This is a genomic window from Accumulibacter sp. (assembly GCF_029255145.1).
GTDB lineage: Bacteria > Pseudomonadota > Gammaproteobacteria > Burkholderiales > Rhodocyclaceae > Accumulibacter.
This window is the reverse complement of record NZ_JAPUVQ010000127.1, coordinates 80141-101856: the sequence shown is the minus strand read 5'-3', so window position 1 is coordinate 101856 and position 21716 is coordinate 80141. Positions and strand designations below refer to the sequence as shown.

At 63.5% G+C, this 21716-nt stretch carries 17 protein-coding genes; 15 read left to right on the top strand and 2 right to left on the bottom strand.

What is annotated here, in order from left to right; all coding sequences use genetic code 11:
* Nucleotides 1-244: 244 nt before the first annotated feature.
* From Q1L50_RS15190 to Q1L50_RS15120, 15 genes are all read left to right on the top strand, one after another.
* Nucleotides 245-1156 (top strand): glutamate/aspartate ABC transporter substrate-binding protein, encoded by a 912-nt coding sequence (locus Q1L50_RS15190; RefSeq protein ID WP_300340138.1) that lies wholly within the window; start codon nucleotides 245-247, stop codon nucleotides 1154-1156.
* A 105-nt stretch (nucleotides 1157-1261) separates the two neighbouring features.
* Complete coding sequence (locus Q1L50_RS15185) at nucleotides 1262-2296, top strand: asparaginase (RefSeq protein ID WP_300340165.1); 1035 nt, start codon at nucleotides 1262-1264, stop codon at nucleotides 2294-2296.
* Nucleotides 2297-2375: 79 nt separating this feature from the next.
* Nucleotides 2376-3113 carry an amino acid ABC transporter permease gene (locus Q1L50_RS15180; protein ID WP_300340136.1) on the top strand — a complete coding sequence of 246 codons (738 nt, stop codon included), beginning with the start codon at nucleotides 2376-2378 and terminating at the stop codon, nucleotides 3111-3113.
* 1 nt (nucleotide 3114) lies between these two features.
* The gene (gltK, locus tag Q1L50_RS15175; RefSeq protein WP_300340134.1) at nucleotides 3115-3795 is read left to right on the top strand and encodes a glutamate/aspartate ABC transporter permease GltK; all 681 of its coding nucleotides are present in this window, start codon (nucleotides 3115-3117) and stop codon (nucleotides 3793-3795) included.
* Between the two features lie 34 nt (nucleotides 3796-3829).
* Nucleotides 3830-4558: an amino acid ABC transporter ATP-binding protein gene (locus Q1L50_RS15170; RefSeq protein WP_300340132.1), complete on the top strand. Its 729-nt coding sequence runs from the start codon at nucleotides 3830-3832 to the stop codon at nucleotides 4556-4558.
* 148 nt (nucleotides 4559-4706) lie between these two features.
* Entirely contained in the window at nucleotides 4707-9380 is a 4674-nt protein-coding gene (locus Q1L50_RS15165; RefSeq protein WP_300340130.1) for an NAD-glutamate dehydrogenase, read from the top strand.
* Nucleotides 9381-9453: 73 nt separating this feature from the next.
* On the top strand, nucleotides 9454-10728 hold the full coding sequence (locus Q1L50_RS15160) for a glycerate kinase (RefSeq protein WP_300340128.1): 1275 nt from the start codon (nucleotides 9454-9456) through the stop codon (nucleotides 10726-10728).
* A gap of 223 nt (nucleotides 10729-10951) precedes the next feature.
* On the top strand, nucleotides 10952-11503 hold the full coding sequence (locus Q1L50_RS15155) for a DUF2889 domain-containing protein (RefSeq protein WP_300340127.1): 552 nt from the start codon (nucleotides 10952-10954) through the stop codon (nucleotides 11501-11503).
* A gap of 66 nt (nucleotides 11504-11569) precedes the next feature.
* Nucleotides 11570-12730, top strand: a complete 1161-nt coding sequence (gene sucC, locus Q1L50_RS15150) for an ADP-forming succinate--CoA ligase subunit beta (RefSeq protein ID WP_300340125.1) — start codon at nucleotides 11570-11572, stop codon at nucleotides 12728-12730.
* Between the two features lie 9 nt (nucleotides 12731-12739).
* A complete protein-coding gene (sucD, locus tag Q1L50_RS15145) occupies nucleotides 12740-13633 on the top strand; it encodes a succinate--CoA ligase subunit alpha (protein WP_300340124.1) in 894 nt (297 codons plus the stop codon).
* Between the two features lie 177 nt (nucleotides 13634-13810).
* The gene (locus Q1L50_RS15140) at nucleotides 13811-14770 is read left to right on the top strand and encodes an ornithine cyclodeaminase family protein (protein ID WP_300340123.1); all 960 of its coding nucleotides are present in this window, start codon (nucleotides 13811-13813) and stop codon (nucleotides 14768-14770) included.
* A 259-nt stretch (nucleotides 14771-15029) separates the two neighbouring features.
* Complete coding sequence (locus Q1L50_RS15135) at nucleotides 15030-15860, top strand: Stp1/IreP family PP2C-type Ser/Thr phosphatase (protein ID WP_300340121.1); 831 nt, start codon at nucleotides 15030-15032, stop codon at nucleotides 15858-15860.
* A 14-nt stretch (nucleotides 15861-15874) separates the two neighbouring features.
* Nucleotides 15875-16558 (top strand): FHA domain-containing protein, encoded by a 684-nt coding sequence (locus Q1L50_RS15130; protein ID WP_300340120.1) that lies wholly within the window; start codon nucleotides 15875-15877, stop codon nucleotides 16556-16558.
* A 97-nt stretch (nucleotides 16559-16655) separates the two neighbouring features.
* Nucleotides 16656-17423, top strand: coding sequence for a 3',5'-cyclic-nucleotide phosphodiesterase (locus Q1L50_RS15125; RefSeq protein ID WP_300340118.1), 768 nt, complete (start codon nucleotides 16656-16658; stop codon nucleotides 17421-17423).
* Nucleotides 17424-17537: 114 nt separating this feature from the next.
* The gene (locus tag Q1L50_RS15120; protein ID WP_300340116.1) at nucleotides 17538-19901 is read left to right on the top strand and encodes a GspE/PulE family protein; all 2364 of its coding nucleotides are present in this window, start codon (nucleotides 17538-17540) and stop codon (nucleotides 19899-19901) included.
* 89 nt (nucleotides 19902-19990) lie between these two features.
* Here Q1L50_RS15120 and rfbC read toward each other — a convergent pair whose 3' ends face one another.
* Nucleotides 19991-20533 carry a dTDP-4-dehydrorhamnose 3,5-epimerase gene (gene rfbC, locus Q1L50_RS15115; protein WP_300340114.1) on the bottom strand — a complete coding sequence of 181 codons (543 nt, stop codon included), beginning with the start codon at nucleotides 20531-20533 and terminating at the stop codon, nucleotides 19991-19993.
* A 111-nt stretch (nucleotides 20534-20644) separates the two neighbouring features.
* A complete protein-coding gene (gene rfbA / locus Q1L50_RS15110) occupies nucleotides 20645-21559 on the bottom strand; it encodes a glucose-1-phosphate thymidylyltransferase RfbA (RefSeq protein WP_300340112.1) in 915 nt (304 codons plus the stop codon).
* Nucleotides 21560-21716 lie beyond the last annotated feature (157 nt).

Here is a 21716-nt window from a genome sequence, read left to right as displayed (position 1 = left end):
TTCTGGCAAATTGGCGGCAAGGGTGGAATTGTACGGCTTCCAAGCTGTCCGATAAGCTGTGGTCCCAGCCGGACGGGCGTTCCCGCGAGCAGGAATGGGCCCACCCATTGCTGGTGCCCTCGGCGTCGTTGCGCCACAGCGTCATGACTCGATCATCGCTAGGATTCACCCGCAAGTCATGCCACAATGCTCTGATCGGGCGTAGACCCGACAACAAGTTCAGACCACTAGAGAGGAAGGAGACATGATGGTGATTGGAAATTCAAAGCGCTTGTTGTTCGCCGCGACGCTGGCCACGGCATTTCTGGCGGCGCCCGCCCTGGCGAAGGAACTGACCGGCACCCTGAAGAAGATCAAGGATACCGGCGGAATATCGCTGGGGCACCGGGAGTCGTCGATTCCCTTCTCGTACTATGATGACAAGCAACAGGTCATCGGCTATTCGCAGGATCTGATGATGAAGGTCGTCGAAGCGATCAAGGCCGACCTGAAGATGGCCAAGATCGACATCAAGATGTTGCCCGTCACCTCGTCGAACCGAATCACGCTGATCCAGAACGGTTCAATCGACATCGAGTGTGGCTCGACTACCAACAACACCGAGCGCCAGAAGCAGGTCAGCTTCTCGAATACGATCTTCATCATCGAGACGCGGCTGTTGACCAAGACCACCTCGGGGATCAAGGATTTTCCTGATCTGGCCGGCAAGAACGTGGTCACCACCGCCGGAACGACCTCGGAGCGGCTGCTGCGCAAGATGAACGAAGACAAGAAAATGAACATGAGCATCATCAGCGCCAAGGATCACGGAGAGGCATTCCTGACCCTTGAAACGGGCCGTGCGGTCGCTTTCATGATGGACGACGCCCTGCTCTATGGGGAAATGGCCAAAGCCCGCCGCGCCAGCGATTGGGCCGTGGTTGGCACGCCACAGTCGTTTGAGGCCTACGGTTGCATGCTGCCCAAGGACGACGCACCGTTCAAGAAAGTCGTCGATGCGGCCCTGGCCAAGGCGATGACCTCGGGCGAAGCGGAGAAGATCTACGCCAAATGGTTCCTGCAGCCGATCCCGCCGAAAGGCCTGAACCTCGATTTTCCGCTCTCGGATGCCATGAAGGCGCTGTACAAGGCGCCGAACGACAAGGCGTACGAGTAGTCGCCTGATCGTCCAGGGGCCGCCGGGCGGCCCCTGGCTCCTGCATTGCCTTTAAGTGGAGGACTCCCCATGTTGAAGACTACCGTTACGCGCTGGTTGGTTGCCATGCTTGCGACGCTCCTGGTGAGCGGTGCTGCGCTGGCTGCAGACAAGCCGAATGTCGTGATCCTGGCTACCGGTGGCACGATTGCCGGTGCCGGCGCCGATGTCACCAACAGCGCGACCTATCAGGCGGCGAAAGTCCCGGTCGACAAGCTGATTGCCGGTGTTCCGCAGTTGTCGGCGATCGCCGATGTGCGCGGCGAGCAGGTTTTCCAGATTGCTTCGGAAAGCTTCACCAACGACAACCTGCTGATCCTGGGCAAGCGCGTCGCGGCGCTGGTCAAGCAGAATGACGTCGATGGCGTGGTGATCACGCACGGCACCGACACGCTCGAAGAAACCGCCTACTTCCTCAACCTGGTGGTGCACACCGAGAAGCCGATCGTTGTCGTCGGTTCGATGCGCCCCGGCACCGCCATGTCGGCTGACGGCACCCTCAACCTGTACAACGCGGTGAGTGTGGCAGCCAGCAAGGATGCGCGCGGTAAAGGGGTGCTGGTGACGATGAACGACGAAATCAACAGTGGCCGCGACGTCGCCAAGACGGTCAACATCCGCACTGAAGCCTTCAAGAGCCCCTGGGGCCCTTTGGGAATGGTCGTTGAAGGCAAGAACTACTGGTTTCGCCTGCCCGCCAAGCGGCACACCATGAACTCCGAATTCGACATCGAGAAGATCGACACGCTGCCTGCGGTCGAGATCGCGTATGGCTATGGCAACGTCCCGGATACCGCCTACCGGGCCTTTGTGGCGGGCGGTGCCAAGGCGATCGTCCATGCCGGCACCGGCAACGGTTCGGTGAGCAAGGCGGTGGTGCCCTTCCTGGTCGAGGCTCGTGGCAAGGGCGTGCAGGTCATTCGTTCGTCACACGTCAATGCTGGCGGTTTTGTCCTGCGCAACGCCGAGCAACCGGACGACAAGTACGACTGGGTGGTGGCGCACGACCTCAATCCGCAAAAGGCGAAAATTCTTGCCACAGTGGCATTGACCCAGACGCAGGACAGCAAGGAGCTGCAGCGGATGTTCTGGGAGTACTAATCACCGATCGCTGTTTGTAGCCGATCGCAGGGCGGGCGCCGACCAGGCCGCTCGCGTCTTGCTCCGAGGAGAAGCACCGATGGCTTACAACTGGAACTGGGGCGTTTTTCTGCAGCCGACGGCGACCGGCGACGACACCTACCTCGGCTGGATGTTTTACGGCTTCAAGATGACCATCACCTTGTCGCTGTCTGCCTGGCTGATCGCGCTGGCGATTGGTGCGGTGGTCGGCGTCTTGCGGACGGTTCCGAACAGGTGGTTGTCGGGTTTCGCGACGGCCTACGTCGAGGTCTTTCGCAATATCCCGCTGCTGGTGCAGCTGTTCCTCTGGTATTTCGTGATGCCCGAGTTGCTGCCCGTCGCTTGGGGTGATGCCTTGAAGCAGACCAACCCGATCGTCCAGCAGTTTCTTGCGTCGATGGTCTGTCTGGCTCTGTTTACCAGTGCGCGGGTCGCCGAACAGGTCCGCTCGGGGATCAACTCGCTGCCGCCGGGGCAGAAAAACGCCGGTCTGGCGATGGGCTTCACCTTGCCGCAAACGTACCGCTTCGTTCTGCTGCCGATGGCCGTCCGCCTGATCGTGCCGCCGCTGACGTCCGAATTCCTTAATATTTTCAAGAACTCGGCGGTCTGTTCGACGATCGGCTTGCTGGAGCTGGCGGCCGAGGGCCGGCAACTGGTGGATTACACGGCGCAGCCCTACGAATCGTTCATCGCGGTGACCCTCGCCTACCTGCTGATCAACGTGGTGGTCATGTTCGGGATGCGCTGGGTTGAAGCGCACGTCCGCGTTCCCGGTTACATCGGAGGCAAGTGAGATGCATGAATTCGACTGGTCTTCGATTCCCGGTGCGCTGCCGTTTCTCTGGGACGGCATGGTGATTTCCTTGCAGATCACGGCGACCGCCGTTCTCGTCGGGATCGTCTGGGGTACGCTGCTGGCGCTGATGCGGCTGTCGTCGATAACGCCGCTGTCGTGGCTCGCCGCTGCTTACGTGAACCTCTTTCGGGCGGTGCCACTGGTGATGGTCCTGCTGTGGTTCTTTCTGATCGTGCCGAGCCTGCTGGAGAGTCTTCTCGGTTTGCCGCGCGGATCCGACGTTCGTCTGGCCTCGGCGATCACCGGTTTTGCGCTGTTCGAGGCCGCCTACTACTCGGAGATCATCCGCGCTGGTATCCAGTCGGTTTCGAAAGGCCAGATGGCGGCGGCCAGCGCACTCGGCATGACCTACGGCCAGTCGATGCGCCTGGTGGTCCTGCCGCAAGCCTTCCGGAACATGGTGCCCTTGCTGCTGACGCAGGGGATCATCCTGTTTCAGGATACCTCGCTGGTCTATGTTTCGGCGCTGGCCGACTTCTTCGGTGCCGCCTACAAGGTTGGCGACCGCGACGGGCGGCTGGTCGAGTTGCTGCTCTTTGCCGGCGCGGTTTATTTCGTGATCTGCTTTACCGCGTCGCGAATCGTTCGCCACTACCAGAACAAGCTCAAGGTGGCCTGAGGCCGCTTGCGGTAATGACTTGAGGAGATTTCCGATGATTTCGATGAACAAGGTCAGCAAGCATTACGGTTCCTTCCAGGTGCTCGCCGATTGCACCACGCAGGTGCAGAAAGGCGAAGTGATCGTCGTCTGCGGTCCGTCGGGTTCAGGAAAGTCGACGCTGATCAAGTGCGTCAATGGCCTCGAGCCCTTTCAGAGTGGCGAAATCATCGTCAATGGCGTTTCCGTCGGCGATCCGAAGACCAATCTTTCGAAGCTTCGTTCGACGGTCGGCATGGTCTTCCAGAACTTTGAGCTGTTCCCCCACATGAGCATCATCGACAACTTGACTATTGCCCAGCTCAAGGTGCTCGGGCGCAACCAGGAAGAGGCTCGCGCCAAGGGGGCGAAGCTGCTCGAACGAGTTGGTCTGAGCGAACAGGCGGGCAAGTTCCCGGGGCAACTTTCCGGCGGACAGCAGCAGCGGGTGGCGATCGCCAGAGCGCTGGCCATGGACCCGATCTGCATGCTTTTCGACGAGCCGACCTCGGCGCTCGACCCGGAGATGGTCAACGAAGTGCTCGACGTGATGACCGAACTGGCGAAGGAGGGGATGACCATGATGTGCGTGACGCACGAAATGGGATTTGCGAAACGCGTCGCGACGCGCGTGATCTTCATGGACCAGGGCCGGATCGTCGAGGACGACAGCAAGGACGCCTTCTTCGAGGCGGCTCGTTCGGAGCGCGCACAACAGTTCCTGGCCAAGATCCTGCATCACTGAAAGCTTCGTCACAAGTCGATCGGCCGCTGGCCGGCCCACCGGCGATCAGCGTCCACACGGGCGATCAGCGTCCACCACTGCGCCTGCACTGGTAAAGCTGCCCACCTGGCTTCACATCACACCAGGGATCCAGAACGAGGAGAGTTGCATGGTCATGCTTACAGAAACCACCCTTAACCTGCGCCGCAATCTGCGCGAGATCGCCGAGGAACAGAATCTGCCGGCGCGCGTAGACGAGTTCCTGGAGTGCTATTTCGGCGACGTCGAACTGAACGACGCGCTTGACGCCAGCCCGGAGGAGCTTCTTGGCGCGGCCGTCCAGCATTTCCGGCTGGGCGAGTCGCGACTGCCGCAAAAAGCCGCCATCGCTCTCTATACGCCGGACTTCGACCGTCACGGCTGGCACTCTCCGCACACCGTGATCGACATCGTTACCGACGACATGCCCTTCCTGGTCGATTCGATCACCATGCTCGTCTCGCGTCATGGCCTGGTCATTCACCGTCTGCTGCATCCGGTACTGAGTGCCGAGCGCAGCGCCGAAGGCGGCTTGCAGCGTACGCAGGCGCGTGGCGCCGCCGGCAGCCGTGCGGAATCCTGGATTCACCTGGAGATCGATCGTGTCGGCGATGCCGCGCTGCTGGCGCAGTTGCGTCAGGAAGTCGCGGGCGCTCTCGCAGATGTCCGCGCTGCGGTCGAAGATGTGTCGACCATGCATCAGCGCATGCGCGAGGCTTACGACGAGATGGTCGCCGCGAAGACCGCCGACAGTGACGAAGTGGCGGCCTACCTGCAGTGGATCGGCGTCAATAACTTCGTTTTTCTCGGTTACGCCGACTACCGCGTCGCTGCCGGCGAGAACGTCCTGGCGCGCGTTGCCGACAGTGGCTTGGGGATCCTGCGGCACGCCGACCACCCGGGCTTTGGCCGGTGCCTGGCTGGAATTCCGGGCGCCGTCGTCGAACTGGCGAGAGACCCGCTGCCGGTGATTCTGGTCAAGACCGACGCCCGATCGACCGTTCATCGCTCGGCCTACCTCGACTTCATTGGCGTCAAGCGCTACGACGGCACTGGCCAGCTGGTCGGCCTGCGGGCTTTGGTTGGCCTGTACACGGCGCACGTCTACCACGTTGCCGCGACCGACATACCGCTCCTGCGGCGCAAGATTGCCGCTGCCAGGGAAGCGATCGGCTTCGCCGCGCGCAGCCACCGCGACAAGACGCTGGTCAACGTCCTCGAGACCTATCCGCGCGATGAATTGATCGAGATCGGCGAAGAGGATCTGGTGTCGATCATGCGCGGCATCGTTTCGGTGTACGAACGCGAGCAGGTACGCGTCTTCATGCGCAACGATGCCTGGGGACGCTACGTCTCGGCGATGGTCTATATGCCGCGCGACCATTTCGATACCAAGCTCCGCAAACGGATATCGGCGCTGCTGCACGAAACACTGGCTGCCGACCACGTCGAATTCTTCGTGATGCTCGGCGAGTCGCGGCTGGCTCGGCTCCATTTCATCGTCCACACGCCGGTCGGCACCAGTTATAGCTACGACGCCGATGCGATCGAAAGGCAGGTCGCGCGCATCGTTCGTGGCTGGGCTGACGAGCTAAAGCACAACCTGATCGGGCATTACGGCGAGGAGCGTGGCAACGTCCTGTTGCGTCGCTACGCGCCGGAGTTGCCGTTGTTCTATCAGGAGCGGGTTACCCCGGCGTCGGCGGTTTCCGATCTCGAGCGCCTCGAAGTCGCCGAGCACAGTGGTCGCGTCGAAGTCAAGCTGAGCGCGGCGCAAGGCGACGACGGTGCCCACCAGCACCTGAAACTGTTCCGCCGCGGCCGCCCTCGGCCGCTGTCGGCGATTCTGCCGATTCTCGAAAACCTCGGGTTGACGGTGCTTTCCGAGCAACCCTTCAACCTCCCCCAGAGCGACCTGCATATCGCCGATTTCGCTGTGCAGTTGCCGGATGCGGCGGCGCTGGACGACGATACCACCCGGCAGGCCTTCATCGAGCTGCTCGAAAGACTGCTGCGCGACGAGGCCGAGAATGACGGTTTCAACCGCCTGGTGTTGCTGGCCGGTCTCAACGGCCGGCAGATCAGCATCCTGCGTGCCTACCGGCGTTACCTGCGGCAGGCCGGGCTACCGTTCAGCCAGGTCTATATCGAGCAATGCCTGGCAAGTCATTTCCGGATTACCCGCGGACTGGTCGACCTGTTCGAAGCGCTGTTCTCGCCGGCGGCGGACGACGCGCGTGCGAAAGCGATTTCCGACGAACTGAGCGCGGCCTTGTTGCAGGTCAGCAATCCCAACGACGACCGCATCCTGGCCGCCTTGCAGACGGTCATTGAAGCGACCCAGCGGACCAATGCCTATCAGTCGGCGATTGACGGCAAGAGCCGGGACTACCTGTCGTTCAAGCTGTCGTCGAGAGACATCCCGTTCCTGCCCGCACCGGTGCCGCTGTACGAAATCTTCGTCTATAGCGAGCGTGTCGAAGGCGTGCACCTGCGCGGTGCGAAGGTCGCCCGCGGCGGCTTGCGCTGGTCCGACCGGATGGAAGACTTCCGCACCGAGGTGCTCGGTCTGGTCAAGGCACAGATGGTGAAGAATGCGGTGATCGTTCCGCTGGGCTCGAAGGGCGGTTTCGTCTGCAAGCGCTTGCCACCCGTCTCCGAGCGCGAAGCCTTCCAGGCCGAGGGCATTGCCTGCTATACGACCTTCATTCGCGGCCTGCTCGACCTCACCGACAATCTGGTCGATGGCCAGGTGGTGCCACCGCGCGGCGTCCGTCGTCGTGACGGCGACGACGCCTACCTGGTGGTCGCCGCCGACAAGGGAACCGCGACTTTCTCGGATATCGCCAACGGGATCGCCATCGATTATGGTTTCTGGCTCGGCGATGCCTTTGCCTCGGGTGGTTCGGTCGGTTACGACCACAAAAAGATGGGGATCACCGCTCGCGGCGCCTGGGAGGCGGTCAAGCGGCACTTCCGCGAACTGGGCCTCGATATCCAGACGCAGCCGTTCAGCGTCGTCGGTATTGGTGACATGTCCGGCGATGTCTTTGGCAATGGCATGCTGCTGTCGCCGGTGATCAAGCTGCGCGCCGCCTTCGATCACCGCCATCTGTTCCTTGACCCGGACCCGGATCCGGCGCGCAGCTTTGCCGAGCGGCAACGGCTCTTTGAACTGCCGCGTTCGTCCTGGGCCGATTACGATGCGACGCTGATTTCCAGCGGCGGCGGGGTGTGGTCGCGCGCCGCCAAGACTATTCCGCTCTCGCCCGAAGTGCGCACCTGGCTGGGGACCACAGCGATCCAGTTGCCGCCCCACGAACTGATCAAGATCCTGCTGCAGGCGCCGGTCGATCTGCTCTACAACGGCGGCATAGGCACCTACGTCAAGTCCAGCAGCGAGAGTCATCAGGAGGCCAACGACCGCGGTAACGACCTGTTGCGGGTCGATGCCAGCCAACTGCAGGCACGGGTAGTTGGCGAAGGTGGCAACCTGGGGCTGACACAGCCGGGCCGGATCGAGTTTGCGCTCGCTGGCGGCCGGATCTTCACCGATGCGATCGACAATTCGGCTGGCGTGGATTGCTCAGACCACGAAGTCAACATCAAGATCCTGCTGGCCGGGCTGATCCGTCGTGGCGACGTCACCGGCAAGCAGCGTGACGCCTTGCTGGCGTCGATGACCGACGAGGTGGGGCGCCTGGTCCTGGCCGACAATTACCACCAGACGCAGGCCATTTCGCTCGAAGTCGCGGCCGGTGCCGAATTCATCGAAGCGCATGCGCGCTTCATCCGCGCTCTGGAGGCCAAGGGCTCCCTGCACCGCAGCATCGAATCGCTGCCCGATGACAAGCGCCTTGCCGAGCGGGCGCAGCAGCAGCGCGGCCTTACCGCACCGGAGATCTCGGTCCTTCTGGCCTATGCCAAGATCACGCTGAAGGAGGCCATTCTGGCTTCCGCACTACCCGATAGCGAAGATGTTTACGAACTGCTGGTGAATTACTTCCCGGCCGCCGTCCTGGGTCAGTGCCGTGAGCTGTTGCCGACGCACCCCCTGAAACGGGACATCATTACCACCCAGCTGGTCAATCGGCTGGTCAACAGGATGGGAACGATCTTTGTCATGCAGCTCGGTGACGAAACCGGCGCGTCGCCGGCACAGGTCGCCGGCGCCTGGTACGCCGCCAGCAGCGTGCTGGACGCCGAAGCGCTGTGGCACGATGTCGAGTCCCTGGACCTGCTGGTCGACGCCAGCTCCCAGATCGCGCTGATGACCGGCCTGCGGGTGATGACCGCGGAGGCGACGCGGCAGTTGTTGCCGCAACATGTCGGCGGCGCATCGATTGCGCGGATGGTCGCCGATTACCGGGCGGCGGTGGTCGACAGCATGGACCGCATTCGCGCCGGGGGCAGCGGCGCGGAGGTGGTTTCGGCACTGATCGAGGGGCGTGCCGAGATCGTCGCCGCTTTTGAGCTGGTCAATCTGGCGCGCGCCTGCGCTCGTCCCCTGGACCAGGTCGCACACGCGCTGAGTGGGCTCGCCGAGCACCTCGATCTGAACTGGCTGGGCGGCGCCGTCGAGCGTCTGCCGGCCGGCAACCGCTGGCAGGCGAGGGCGCGTGCGCAGCTTGCCGCCGAGCTGAACGCTCTTCGGCAGCACCTCTTGCAGCAGCTGCTGGGCGGCAGCTTGCCGCCGGTGGTTGACGCCGCGGCGGTGCTCGACGAACTGAAGAGCAACGTCCCGCAGGACCTGGCGATGATCTCGGCCGGTCTGGCCGAGATCAGGCGCGTGCTGGCGTCCTGACGCGGCTGGCGAACTGCCCCTTGCCCCGGCCGGAGAATGGCCAGGGCAGCTCTTGCGCAGGCGGGGGCAACAGATGAGCACTCGAATCGATCCTCGCGACTTGCTGCAGAAGATGCTGGCGGCGGCCATCGAAAGCGCGCAGCCTGCGCGTTGCGTTCCCCCGCACTTGCCCGGGGCGCCGGCCGGCCGCCTGCTGGTCATCGGCGCTGGCAAGGCATCGGCGGCGATGGCCAGAGCCGTCGAGGATCACTGGCATGGGCCGCTGTCGGGGCTGGTGGTCACCCGTTACGGCTACCGCGTGCCTTGCCAGCACATCGAAATTGTCGAAGCGGCACACCCGGTGCCGGACGCGGCCGGTTTTCGTGCCGCCGGCCGCATCCGTCACCTGGTCGCGCAGTTGTCCGCCGACGACCTCGTGCTGTGCCTGATTTCAGGGGGAGGTTCCGCCTTGCTGGCGCTGCCGCTCGACGGCATTACGCTGGCTGACAAGCAGGCGCTGAACCGCCAACTCCTCGCGTCGGGTGCCAGCATCGGCGAAATGAACTGCCTGCGGCGCCACCTTTCGGCGATCAAGGGTGGGCGCCTGGCGGCGGCCTGTCATCCCGCCAGGGTGCTTACCCTGCTGATTTCCGACGTGCCGGGGGATCTGCCCCGCGACATCGCCTCCGGTCCGACGGTCGGTGACGCCAGCACCTGCGACGACGCGCTGGCCATTGTCCGTCGTTACGGCATCGATCTCCCGACGCAGGTCAGGGCCCTGCTGGCGAGCGGCCGGGGAGAATCGATCAAGCCCGACGATGCACGCCTGGCAGGCAGCGAAACGCGGCTCATCGCGACCCCGCAGATGGCCCTGGAGGCGGCGGCGAAAGTCGCCCGCGCCGCCGGCGTCGTGCCGCACATCCTCGGCGACAGCATCGAAGGCGAGGCCCGTGAGGTCGGCAAGGTGATGGCCGCGATCGCTCGTCAGGTGGCCGTGCACGGGCAACCTTTTGCGACGCCCTGCGTCCTGCTCTCCGGTGGAGAAACGACGGTGACGGTGCGTGGCCACGGGCGTGGCGGGCGCAATGTCGAATTCCTGCTGTCGCTGGCGGTGGCGCTCGACGGCCAGCCCGGCATCCACGCTCTGGCTGCAGACACCGACGGGGTCGATGGGCAGGAAGAAGTCGCCGGCGCCTGCCTGGCGCCCGACTCGCTGGCGCGCGCCTGGGCTCAGGGCATCCGGCCTCGCGACAGCCTCGACAACAACGATGGCCATGGGTTTTTCGGAGCTTTGGGTGACACGATCGTGACCGGTCCGACGCTGACCAACGTGAACGACTTTCGCGCCATCCTGATCGAGTCGCTCTGACCGATGGCCGAGCAGTCGCGGCGTACCACGAGCCGGTTTGGCGCCCGGCGTGGGTTACTGCTGGAGCGCGAGCGGGCGCGCGGATGGCACCCGGACTGGCCGTGAAAGCGGCGCACCGGGCGGCATAATTATGAATTTCGCGGGGGTGGCGAGACATTCTGGTGTACAATTGCGTGCCAGCTGCGAAGCCTTGACGGGCTCGCCAATCCCCTCTGGATCCTTGATGCCGCTGCCCCCACCCACTGCCCTACGCACCCGCATGCACGTTCGAAACGTCCAGCTTGACGGTTACAAGCGCGACGACGGCTGCTGGGATATCGAGGCGCGCCTGGTTGATGTCAAGGATCACGACTACCCCTTGTCATCGGGCCTGCGGCTGCAGGGCGAGGCGGTGCACGAGATGTGGGTGCGGGTGACCATCGACTACCAGATGAACATCCTGGACGCTGCCGCCAGCATCGATGCCATGCCCTACGTCGGCTATTGCGACCGGATCGTCCCCGACTACGCGCAGTTGATCGGCCTCAATCTGTTCCATGGCTTCCGCACGGCAGTCAAGAATCTGTTCCGCAGTACGCACGGTTGTTCGCATCTCAGCGAACTGGTGATGTTCCTGCCGACCGCAGCGCTGCAAACCTTCGCCAGTGACGTACGCGACAACGACGATAGCGGGCACAAGCCCTATCAGCTGGACCGTTGCCACGCGCTGGAGTCGCATTCGGACGCGGTCCAGCGGTTCTACCCGCGCTGGTACCGTGGCCAGAAGCCAGGGTAGGAAGGCCTGCTCGTGGTTCCTTACGTCTGGTACGTTTCGCAACCTTAACTCAAGCAAGGAAAGCGCATGAAAATTCACGAATATCAGGGCAAGCAACTCCTGAAGAAATTCGGCGTCGTAGTTCCGCGCGGGGTGTTCTGTCAATCCGTCGATGAAGCGGTCAAGGCAGCCGAGTCCCTGGGTGGCAAGCTCTGGGTGGTCAAAGCCCAGATTCACGCGGGTGGTCGCGGCAAGGGCGGTGGCGTGAAAGTCGCCAAGTCGCTGGACGAAGTTCGCCAGTACGCCGGCCAGATCCTCGGCATGCAGCTGGTCACTCACCAGACCGGTCCGGTCGGCCAGAAAGTGCGCCGGTTGCTGATCGAAGAGGGTGCGGACATCCGCAAGGAATACTACGTCGCCGCGCTGACCGATCGCACGACGCAGACGGTGGCCATGATGGCGTCGTCCGAAGGCGGCATGGACATCGAGAAGGTTGCCCACGATACCCCGGAAAAAATCCTCAAGGTCTTCGTCGATCCCGAGGACGGGCTGTCCGATGCGCAAGCGACCGAGCTGGCGACCGGTATCGGCGTTCCAGCCGAGTCGGTGGGACGCGCTGTCGCGGCGCTGCAGGGCCTTTTCAAGTGCTACATGGAGACCGATGCGTCGCTGGCCGAGATCAACCCGCTGATCCTCGAAGGCGACGGCAACATCAAGGCTATCGACGCCAAGTTCAACTTCGACTCGAACGCACTCTATCGCCAGCCCGAAATCATGGCTTTCCGCGACCTCGACGAAGAGGACCCGGATGAGCTCGAGGCCTCCAAGCACGATCTGTCGTACATTTCGCTCGACGGCAACATCGGTTGCCTGGTCAACGGCGCTGGCCTGGCCATGGCGACCATGGACACGATCAAGTATTTCGGTGCCGAGCCGGCCAACTTCCTCGACGTCGGCGGTGGCGCGACCACCGAGAAAGTGACCTCGGCGTTCCAGATCATGCTCAAGAATCCCAAGGTCAAGGGGATACTGGTGAACATCTTCGGTGGCATCATGCGTTGCGACACGATCGCCACTGGCGTCGTCGCCGCGGCCCGCGAGACGCATCTCTCGGTGCCGCTGGTGGTTCGCATGAAGGGGACCAATGAAGACATCGGCAAGAAGATCCTGAGCGACTCGGGTCTGCCGATCATCACCGCGGATTCAATGGCTGACGCCGCCACCAAGATCGTTGCTGCGGTCAAGTAAGGAGCCAACATGTCGATTCTGATCAACAAAGACACCAAAATCATCACCCAGGGCATGACCGGCAAGACCGGACAGTTCCATACCGAGAAGTGCCAGGAATACGCCAACGGCAAGAACTGCTTCGTTGCCGGCGTCAACCCCAAGAAAGCCGGCGAGAGTTTGCTGGGGATCCCGATCTTCGGCACGGTGAAGGAAGCCGCCGCCGAGACCGGCGCCACCGTCTCGGTGATCTACGTGCCGCCGCCAGGCGCCGCCGCGGCGATCTGGGAAGCCGTCGAAGCCGACCTCGACCTGGTGGTGTGCATTACCGAGGGAATTCCCGTTCGCGACATGCTGGTCGTTCGCAACCGGATGAAGAAGCGCGAAGCCGCCGGCGGCAAGAAGACCCTGCTGCTCGGCCCGAACTGCCCCGGCGTGATCACCCCGGATGAAGTCAAGATCGGCATCATGCCCGGTCACATCCATCGCCAGGGGCGGATTGGCGTCGTTTCGCGTTCGGGAACACTTACGTACGAGGCGGTCGGCCAGTTGACCGAAATCGGTCTCGGCCAGTCGACGGCAGTCGGTACCGGCGGTGACCCGATCAACGGGCTCAAGCATATCGACATCATGCGCATGTTCAATGACGACCCCGATACCGACGCGGTGATCATGATTGGCGAAATCGGCGGCCCCGACGAAGCCGACGCGGCGGTGTGGTGCAAGGCCAACATGAAGAAGCCGATCGTTGGTTTCATCGCCGGCGTCACCGCTCCGGCGGGCAAACGCATGGGTCATGCCGGCGCGCTGATCTCCGGCGGCGCAGACACCGCCGACGCCAAGCTGGCGATCATGGAAGAGTGTGGCTTCACAGTGACCCGTGATCCGTCGGAAATGGCCAAGCTGATCAAGGGCCTGATCTAGGCGCGCCTGGTCCTCGCTGAGGGCCAGGCAGGAAGGGCAGGCCGCGGCCTGCCCTTTTTTGTTGGCCATGCGCAGTCGCCGATTGCTGGTCATTTGCCGGTAGAATCGTCGGTGCGGTTCAGCGCGTCAGCTGGGCAGGCATGCCGGTCGTTTGACGGGAGTTAGATCGAGAAAGAAATGGCCCTTTTCCTGACTGAAAAAGACGTTGCGCAACTGCTGACCATGCCTTTGGCCCTGGAGGCGGTCGAAGCGGCACATCGTCAGCTCTCGGCGCCGGACGCCTGCGACGTGCCGCGGCAACGGACGCGCTTGCCGCAGACGACGCTGCATCTGCTGCAGGGTGCCTTGCCACAGCTCGACGCCATCGGCTACAAGGCCTACACCAGCAACCGTTCGGGCGTGCGTTTTCTGGTGCACCTGTTCCAGGCATCGACCGGTCGCCTGCGGGCGGTGTTCGAAGGAGACCGGCTGGGCATGATGCGTACCGGCGCGGCATCGGGTCTTGCCACGCGCTGGCTGGCCAGACCCGATGCGCAGGTGGCGGGGGTCTTCGGCGCCGGCTGGCAAGCCGAGGGACACCTTGAAGCGCTGGCTGCGGTACGGCCGCTGCGGCGGGTGAAGGTACATGCGCGCCACGCCGAGCGCCTGGCGGCCTTCTGCACGCGGATGTCCGAACGGCTGGGCATCGACGTCGTCCCCTGTGCCTCACCCGAGGAGGTCGTGCGTGGCAGCGACATCGTCAGCACCGTCACCACCGCGGCGACGCCGCTGTTCAGCGCTGACTGGCTATCGCCCGGCACCCATCTCAATGCCGCCGGATCGAATTCGCTGATTCGCCGCGAACTGGGTGAAGACGTCCTCAAGCGCTGTTCGCCGATCGTCGTCGATAGCGTCGAAACGGCGCTGCGAGAGGCTGGCGATCTGCTGCCCATGCTCGAGAAAGGGCGCTTGCAGCCGCGCGGCCTGGTCGAACTCGGCGATGTGATCTGCGCTCGCCGGCCGGGGCGTACGACCGACGACGAGATCACCTTGTTCGAATCGCAGGGCATGGCCGTGCAGGATCTGGCGGTCGCTGTCCGCCTCGAAGCGCTGGCCCGGGCGCGTGGTCTGGGCGTCGAATTGCCTTATGGCGACTAGTGTTGGCAGAATGCACCAATGATGCGGCGATTGACCGGTCGCGTCCGGGAGTTTTTCCGGGAAGGTGACGCCGGCAAAGTGCGACCAGCGTGCGTCGGCGACTGCTGCGGCAAGCGCTTGCGGCCTGATGGCGAGCTAGTCATGGGTCGCTGACGCATCGCGCTGGTGGTCAGCGAGGATCGGCTCCGCGCCGGCCGCGATGGTCAGGGGCCGGCAACAGCAGCCGCTTCGGCCCGTTGGGCAGTTATCTGGAGGATATGTGGCAAACAGTCTCTTGGGCGCGCTGGAAATCGCCATCCGCACCGACCCCGGGCAGGTGCGGGGACAGAACGAAGATTCGGTATTTGCCGACGCCGACCACGGCATGGCCATTCTCGCCGATGGCATGGGCGGCTACAACGCTGGCGAAGTGGCCAGCAGCATGGCGACCAAGATCCTGGCAAGCGGCCTGGAAGACGCTCTCCAGAGCGCTACGGCAGACGCAGCCGACGGCCAGACCGGACTGCTGTGCGCGCAGCGCTCGCTGGTCGAGCATATCGCCGAAGCGAACGCGGCGATCTATCGGGCGGCCGAGGAACAGTCGCGCTTCGGCGGGATGGGCACCACCCTCGTGGCGACGGTATTTTGCGACAACCAGCTGATTGTCGCGCATATTGGCGATTCGCGTCTGTACCGTCTGCGTGGTGAGGAGTTCGTGGCCTTGACTCACGATCACTCGCTATTGCAGGAGCAGATCGACAGTGGGGAAATCTCGCGGGAGGACGCGCGCTACTCGGTCAACCGCAATCTGGTGACGCGAGCCGTTGGAATCGATCCGCAGGTGGAGGCCGAGGTGCACGTTCATCCAGTGCGTCCGGGCGACGTCTATCTGCTCTGTTCGGATGGCCTGTACGACATGGTTGACGATGCCGACATGCAGCACGTGCTGGAAATGTCCGCCGCCAATCTTGAGCTTGCCGCAACGCAGTTGATCCAGATGGCCAATGACAATGGCGGCGACGACAATATTTCGGTGGTAGTGGTCAAGGTACTGCACGAATTCCCGGCAAGCCGGGGACGCTGGTCGAAACTCTGGTCATGGTTTAGATAAGGACGAAAACGGCGATGGCAAAGCTCATACTCAGCATGGACGGTCTGGTTCTCAAGGAAATCCCGCTGCTCAAGGAGCGCATGAGTATCGGCCGCAAGGCGCATAACGACATCCAGATCGACAACATGGCGATCAGCGGCGAGCACGCGGCGGTGGTGACCATTCTCAGTGATTCCTTCCTCGAGGACTTGAACAGCACCAACGGCACGCTGGTCAACGGGCAGTCGGTCAAGAAGCATTTCCTGAAAGATGGCGACGTCATCGAGCTTGGCAAGTACAAGATGAAGTATCTGGCCGTGCCGGTGGCTCCGGGAGAATCCTCGGACTACGACAAAAGCATGATGTTTCAGTCTGGCCCGTTGCCCGACGTGGCCAGGCTCGGCGGCCCCATGGCGGCGGCCGTGGAGTCGGTGCCTGCGCCGGCAAGCGTGCTGCCGGCGGCGGCCATCCAGTTGCTTACCGGCTCCAATGCCGGCCGCGAGCTGCAGCTCACCAAGACGCTGACGACACTCGGCAAACCTGGCGTGCAGGTGGCGGTGATTGCCCGGAGGCCGCACGGGTATTTCCTGACGCATGTCGAAGGGAACCGCTTTCCGCTGGTGAACGGCAGGTCTCTTGACGCGCAGGCGCACTGTCTTCAGGACCACGACGTGATCGAGTTGGCGGGGGTTAAGATGGAATTCTTTTTGAAGAGCTGATGAACGTGCACCTTCGCTTCCGATGGCGTCGGCGGCGCTGTCGCCCGTGCTCCGGCCAGGCACCAGGCGGTAGCGGCGAGGATCGGGCGGTGTGCTCATGAAAGTCAGGATACTGGGCTGTAGTGGCGGAATCGGCGGGCCTCATCTGCGGACCACGGCGATGCTGGTTGACCATGACCTCCTGGTCGATGCGGGAACCGGCGTGGCCGACCTGTCGCGTGACGAACTGGCCGGCATCGACCATGTCTTCCTGACCCATTCCCACCTCGACCACATCGCCTCGCTCCCCTTGCTGATCGACTCGGTGAGCGACCTGCGCGAGCAGGCACTGACCGTCCATGCGACGGCCGCGACCCTCGAAATCATCCGCAAGCACATCTTCAACTGGGCGATCTGGCCGGACTTCACGCTGATCCCGAGTCGCGAAAAGCCGCTGATGCAATATCGGCCGATCACTCTCGGGCAGTCGGTCTGCCTTGGTCAGCGGATGATTACCGCATTGCCAGCCGAGCATACCGTGCCGGCGGTCGGTTATCAGCTTGACTCGGGCGCTGCAAGTCTGGTGTTTACCGGCGATACGACGGTCAACGATGCCTTCTGGCCGGTGGTTAATCGCATCGGTAATCTGCGTTACCTGCTGATTGAAACCGCTTTTGCCAATCGTGAACAGCGGCTCGCTGAAATCTCCAAACACCTGTGTCCGAGCATGCTGGCCAGCGAATTGCGCAAACTGGCGATCGACGCCGAGATCTATATCAGTCACCTCAAGCCTGGACAGGCCGAGCTGACCATGGCTGAAATCCAGCAGAGCGCTGGTGATCTTGCGCCGAAGATGCTGCAGAACAATCAGGTTTTCGAGTTTTGAGCAGCCGACAGTGCACTTGATCGCGACCATCAGCGCGGACTTGCCGACCGCGGGTTTTACTTCGCTGGCCGAAGTTCGGCGCCGCTGCGCCCCTTGGTCAATGACGGCCTGGACATGAGCACCTCCTGGTCTCTCGACAACAATCTCGGCGACATGAGTCGTCGGCTCGGGTTCTTCAAGAACCTGCAGCGGCTGACCAACAAGATCCACGGAACCGACAACGCCGACGAGATCGTGTTCGAGCTGTCCGAGGACATCTGTGGCCTGTTTCACTGCGAACGGCTGACCATCTACCTGCTCGGAGACGACCGGCAGAGCATCGTCGCCAAGGTAAAGACGGGGCTTGCAGCGGAGCACGAAATCCGCCTGCCGATCTGCGAGCAGAGCATCGCCGGCTACGTGGCGGCGACCGGCAAGACGGTCAATATCCGCGACGTCCACGATCAAGCCGAGCTGCTTCGCCACAGCCCGAGCCTGCGCTTTCTCGATGCGGTCGACCGGCGCACCGGTTACCGGTCGCGGCAGATGCTGGTTGCGCCGATCTGCAGCGCTGCGAACGGCGAGTTGCTGGGCGTCGTGCAACTGCTCAACAGCCGCTCGGATGCGCCGTTCCCGGTGGTCGCCGAGGAAGGCGTGCAGGCGCTTGCGCAAACCCTGGCGGTGGCCTTCGCGCAGCACCAGAAAGCACGTCCGACACTCCCGGGCAAGTACGATGCACTGGTCAGCGACGCCGTGATCTCGACCGCTGAACTCGACCGCGCCAGGCAGCTGGCCCGCCAGCAGGACGTCGAGCTTGAGGAACTGCTGAGCAGCCAGTTCGCCGTCAAGCGGCCGGCCATCGGCGCGGCGCTGGAGAAATTCTTTGGCGTCCCGTATGAGCCCTTCCGGGCGGGTCGCGTCCGGCCGTTGAAGCTGCTGAAAGACCTCCCGGTCGATTCTCTAGCAGCGAATCGCTGGCTGCCTATCGGTGAGACTGCCGAGGGGGTGGTCGTCATGGCCGTCGATCCCGAGCAGCTCAGGCGCTCGCGAGCGGCCAGCGCGGTCTTCCCCGATCGCCCGATCGCCTACCGGGTGACTACCCAGCGCGAGTTCGCGCAGTCGCTTGGCCAGTTCTTCGGCGCTCCTTCGCCGATCGATGCGGTCGCTGGATTCTCGTCCAAAGGCGACGCCGACGACGCGAGCGATGACGGCAGCAACGCCGAGGCGCCCAGCGGCGCTGCCGACACCGAACTGGCCCGGCTGGTGAACAAGGTCATCGTTGACGCCTGCCAGCAGGGCGTTTCCGACATCCACATCGAGCCCCGGCCGGGCCTGGAAAAGATGCTGATCCGCTTCCGTCGCGGCGGCGCCCTGGCGCGGTACAGCGAAGTTCCGGCAGCGTACCGCAGCGCACTGATTGCCCGTATCAAGATCATGTCCGACCTCGACCCCGCCGAGCATCGGCGGCCGCAGCACGGCGAAATGAAGTTCAAGAAGTGGGGGCCGCTGGACATCGATCTGCGGGTCGCGACGCTGCCGACCGCCGGCGGCATCGAGGACGTCGTGCTGCGCATCGTCGCTGCCGGCGAGCCGATCGGGCTCGACGATCTCGGCATCACGGCGCATGACCTCGAACGGCTGCAGGCGCTGATCGACAAACCGCATGGGCTGTTCTTCGTCTGCGGCCCGGCGGGGTCTGGAAAAACGACCACCCTGCATGCGATCGTGAGTCACCTCAACCGGCCGGAAACGAAGATCTGGACCGCCGAAGACCCGGTCGAGATCACCCACAAGGGACTGCGCCAGGTGCAGGTCGACCAGCCGGCCGGGCTCGATTTCGCGGCCGTGCTGCGCGCCATCCTGCGCGCTGACGCGGACGTGATCATGGTCGGCGAAATGCGCGACCGGGAAACCTTGGCGGTCGGCATCGAAGCGTCGCTGAGCGGCCATCTGGTACTCGCCGGGCTGCACACAGGCGGCGCAGCGGAATCGATCCGGCGGCTGCTGGACATCGGGATCGATCGCTTCAGCCTTGCCGATGCACTGCTTGGCATCCTCGCCCAGCGCCTGGCCAGGCGCTTGTGCAAGGCCTGCAGGGAGGCCTATCAGCCGACCCCGGAAGAGTTCCGGCAACTGCTCGTGGAGTATGCCGACGAAGTCGGGCAGACGACTCTGTGGCAGAGCGACCCGCAGGCTGCCGCAGAGCGCGTCCACGCCGACTGGCTGCAGCATTACGCCAGCAACGGCCGCTTCACGCTGTACCGCGCGCGCAGCTGCGACGCCTGTGCCGGCAGTGGCTACCAGGGTTGGGTCGGCGTGCACGAACTGCTGACGGCCAGCGAGGCAGTCAAGCAGCAGATTCAACAGCGCGCGCGGGTCGCCGAATTGCACGCCGGCGCGCTCAACGAAGGCATGCGCACGCTCAAGATGGACGGCATCGAGAAAGTCCTGGCCGGAATCATCGACCTCAAGCAGCTGCGGGCGGTCTGCAGCAGGTAGGGCCGGCGCGCCGTCCAGCCGACGACAAGTCTCCGCCAGCCCACGACGCCGTCACGCCGCCGGCGTGCGCGTTCCCGGCGCGCTGGCGGTCAGGCGTAAGCCTCCGCCGCGCGCAGTGGCGCTCCCGCCTGGTCTTTCGCAGACAGCGCCGGCTCGCCGTCGAGTGGCCAGCGAATGCCGATTTCCGGGTCGTTCCACAGGATGCAGCGCTCGTGCTCCGGCGCATAATACTCCGTCGCCTTGTAAAGAAAATCGGCCGTTTCCGAAAGCACCAGGAAGCCGTGGCCAAAGCCCGGCGGAATCCACAGCATGCGCTGATTGGCGTCGGAAAGCTCGACGCCTTCCCAGCAGCCGAACTTCGGCGACGACCGGCGCAGGTCGACGGCGACATCGAATACCGCACCACTGGTTACCCGCACCAGCTTGCCCTGCGGCTGGTGCAGCTGATAGTGCAGGCCGCGCAAGACGCCCTTGCGCGACCGCGAGTGGTTGTCCTGAACGAAATCGACGTCCAGGCCACGGTCGGCAAAAGCCTTGCGATTCCAGCTTTCGAGGAAGAAGCCGCGGGCGTCGCCGAAAATCCGGGGCTCGATGATCAGGACATCGGGGAGCTGCGTCGTGGTGATCTTCATGGGCAAGGCCTCGGCATTCGGGATTTGGCAAGGACCAATGGGCGATCAGGAGCGATCACCAGCGATCGGTGGCGGTCGTCGCGAGGCGGCTTCCCGCCCGCCAGGCTGCGGCTATTCGCTCAGCAGTCCCAGCAGATATTGTCCATAGGGGTTCTTCTGCATCGGCAGCGCCAGCGCCGCGAGCTGCTCGGCGGTAATGTGACCGCGGTGGAAAGCAATCTCCTCCGGGCAGGCGATCTTCAGCCCTTGCCGCTTCTCGATGGTCTGGATGAACATGCTCGCTTCCAGCAGTGACTCGTGGGTGCCGGTATCCAGCCAGGCATGGCCGCGGCCCATCATCGAAACGCCCAGTTCGCCCCATTCCAGGTACTGCCGGTTCACGTCGGTGATTTCCAGCTCGCCCCGGGCGGACGGCTGCAGGCGGCGCGCCACATCGACCACCCGGTGATCGTAGAAGTACAGACCGGTCACCGCGTAGTGCGATTTCGGTACGGCCGGTTTTTCCTCCAGGCTGACGGCCCGCCCGCCGTGGTCGAACTCGACCACCCCGTACCGTTCGGGATCATTGACCCGGTAGGCGAACACCGTGGCGCCATGCTGCTGGGCATTGACCGCCTGCAAATCCCGAGCCAGCTCGTGTCCGTAGAAGATGTTGTCGCCCAGTATCAGCGCCGAAGGCCCGTCGCCGAGAAAATCCGCGCCGATGATGAAGGCCTGCGCCAGGCCATCCGGGCTGGGCTGCACGGCGTAGCGGATGTCCAGCCCCCACTGCCGGCCATCGCCGAGCAGCTGCTCGAAGCGTGGCGTATCCTGCGGCGTCGAGATGATCAGGTACTCGCGAATCCCTGCCATCATCAGCGTCGTCAGCGGGTAGTAGATCATCGGCTTGTCGTAGATCGGCAGCAACTGCTTGGAGACCGCCAGTGTTGCCGGGTACAACCTGGTGCCGGAGCCGCCGGCGAGGATGATCCCTTTTCTGGGTGGACGGCGGCTGCCAAGCGGTGCCGGGGTGTGGACAACTGTCATTTCGAGATTCTCCGGAGAGGGCGGGGACAAGCCTGGACGCTTGTTGACCACCCGGGCCCCGGATGTTAGCCCAAACACGGCATTCCGGGAAATGCCGGTCGAGCCGGGTGGTGCCATCGACCCGCGCAGAACGCCTGGCCGGTGCCGCTGTTTCGTC

Bases quoted from the DNA above. Each gene is read 5' to 3' on its own strand.
- rfbC (WP_300340114.1), bottom strand. From the start codon at position 20,533: ATGAAGATCACCACGACGCAGCTCCCCGATGTCCTGATCATCGAGCCC.
- Q1L50_RS15160 (WP_300340128.1), top strand. From the start codon at position 9,454: ATGAGCACTCGAATCGATCCTCGCGACTTGCTGCAGAAGATGCTGGCG.
- Q1L50_RS15120 (WP_300340116.1), top strand. From the start codon at position 17,538: ATGAGCACCTCCTGGTCTCTCGACAACAATCTCGGCGACATGAGTCGT.
- Q1L50_RS15125 (WP_300340118.1), top strand. From the start codon at position 16,656: ATGAAAGTCAGGATACTGGGCTGTAGTGGCGGAATCGGCGGGCCTCAT.
- rfbA (WP_300340112.1), bottom strand. From the start codon at position 21,559: ATGACAGTTGTCCACACCCCGGCACCGCTTGGCAGCCGCCGTCCACCC.
- Q1L50_RS15190 (WP_300340138.1), top strand. From the start codon at position 245: ATGATGGTGATTGGAAATTCAAAGCGCTTGTTGTTCGCCGCGACGCTG.
- sucC (WP_300340125.1), top strand. From the start codon at position 11,570: ATGAAAATTCACGAATATCAGGGCAAGCAACTCCTGAAGAAATTCGGC.
- sucD (WP_300340124.1), top strand. From the start codon at position 12,740: ATGTCGATTCTGATCAACAAAGACACCAAAATCATCACCCAGGGCATG.
- Q1L50_RS15140 (WP_300340123.1), top strand. From the start codon at position 13,811: ATGGCCCTTTTCCTGACTGAAAAAGACGTTGCGCAACTGCTGACCATG.
- Q1L50_RS15170 (WP_300340132.1), top strand. From the start codon at position 3,830: ATGATTTCGATGAACAAGGTCAGCAAGCATTACGGTTCCTTCCAGGTG.
- gltK (WP_300340134.1), top strand. From the start codon at position 3,115: ATGCATGAATTCGACTGGTCTTCGATTCCCGGTGCGCTGCCGTTTCTC.
- Q1L50_RS15130 (WP_300340120.1), top strand. From the start codon at position 15,875: ATGGCAAAGCTCATACTCAGCATGGACGGTCTGGTTCTCAAGGAAATC.
- Q1L50_RS15155 (WP_300340127.1), top strand. From the start codon at position 10,952: ATGCCGCTGCCCCCACCCACTGCCCTACGCACCCGCATGCACGTTCGA.
- Q1L50_RS15185 (WP_300340165.1), top strand. From the start codon at position 1,262: ATGCTTGCGACGCTCCTGGTGAGCGGTGCTGCGCTGGCTGCAGACAAG.
- Q1L50_RS15180 (WP_300340136.1), top strand. From the start codon at position 2,376: ATGGCTTACAACTGGAACTGGGGCGTTTTTCTGCAGCCGACGGCGACC.
- Q1L50_RS15165 (WP_300340130.1), top strand. From the start codon at position 4,707: ATGGTCATGCTTACAGAAACCACCCTTAACCTGCGCCGCAATCTGCGC.